Source organism: Actinocorallia sp. API 0066, assembly GCF_020991275.1.
Taxonomy (GTDB): domain Bacteria; phylum Actinomycetota; class Actinomycetes; order Streptosporangiales; family Streptosporangiaceae; genus Actinocorallia.
Genome location: NZ_JAJLQY010000034.1, coordinates 1 through 1,318 on the forward strand (window position 1 = coordinate 1; position 1,318 = coordinate 1,318).

Sequence of the window (1,318 nt, forward strand, 5' to 3'; positions counted from 1 at the left end):
GGGATGCTCCTATTGATGTCAAGCAGCGAGTTCATGATCGTTGGTGATGATCTTGTAGATTTCGCGGGCGATGTAGCGTTTGAGGCAGCGGATGATCTCTTTTTTGGAGAGGCCGTCTTTGGTGCGTCGCTCGACGTAGGCGCGGGTGCGGGGGTCCCAGCGCATGCGGACGAGGGCGATGCGGTGGAGGGCGGCGTTGGCTTGCCGGTCGCCTGCGCGGTTGAGGCGGTGCCGGTTGGTTCTGCCGCTGCTGGCGGGGATGGGGGCGACGCCGCAGAGCATGGCGAACGCCGCTTCGGAGGCGAGTCGTTCGTGGTTGTCTCCAGCGGTGACCAGGAGCTGGCCGGCGGTGTCGGGGCCGAGGCCGTAGGCGGCGGTCAGGTCGGGGTTGATGGCAGTGACCAGGGGTTTCAGGAGCTGGTCGAGGTCGGTGATCTCGGCGGTGAGCTGCTGGTGGCGGCGGGCGAGGGACCGCAGGGCGATCTTGGCGGCGGTGATGGGGGTGGCAGCGTCGCCGCGGTCGGGGCGCAGGCTCGCGCAGGTGGTGATCAGGTCGGTGGTGGTCAGGTCGCGTAGCCGTGCCCGCAGGTCGTCGGGGGCGGTAACGATGAGGGCCTTGAGCTGGCGCTGGACGGTGGCGCGCTGGTCGATGGCGGAGCGGCGGGCCACGCGCAGGTTCCGCAGGGCCTCGACCCGGCCGTCGCGTTGTTTGGGGGTGCCGGTCCGCTGCCCGGCCAGGGCGGTCCTGGCCGCCGAGATGGCGTCGATGGGGTCGGATTTGCCCTGGAAGCGGCGGGTCTTGCGGTCGGGCCGGTCGACCTCCACGACCGGGACGGCCTGGTCGTGCAGGAGCCGGGCCAGGCCGGCGCCGTAGGCGCCGGTGCCCTCCACTCCGACCCGTAGCGGTGTTCCGAACGTCCGGATCCAGGCCAGCAGGGCCGCATAACCGGCCAGGTCGGCGGGGAACTGCTCTGTGCCCAGCACCCGCCCGACCTGGTCGATCACCGCGGCGGTGTGGGTGTCGGCGTGGGTGTCGACTCCGCCGACGACCTCGATGACGGTTCCGGCATGGGGTGTAATGGGGGGCATCGTCGTCCTGTGCTCGTCGCTGTGGGCAGGGCGGCACGCACCGGCCGGGCAACGCGGACAAGACAGAGAAGGGGCCTCTGGCCAGGCTCCTATGAGGTCACAACGCCACACCCGGTGAGTGCACGAGCACCTCCCAACCCGGGCCGACAAATCCCGTGGAAGACCCGAAGTCAGTCAGGGGGCGGGTCAGACCCCGGCGGGAGGTGCTCACCCCCATCATCTCTGTCAG

1 protein-coding gene is annotated in these 1,318 nt (G+C 69.9%); it reads right to left on the bottom strand.

Annotated features, from left to right (window positions below):
• Nucleotides 1-18: 18 nt before the first annotated feature.
• Nucleotides 19-1,089, bottom strand: coding sequence for an IS110 family transposase (locus tag LO762_RS32210; protein WP_230620139.1), 1,071 nt, complete (start codon nt 1,087-1,089; stop codon nt 19-21).
• Nucleotides 1,090-1,318 lie beyond the last annotated feature (229 nt).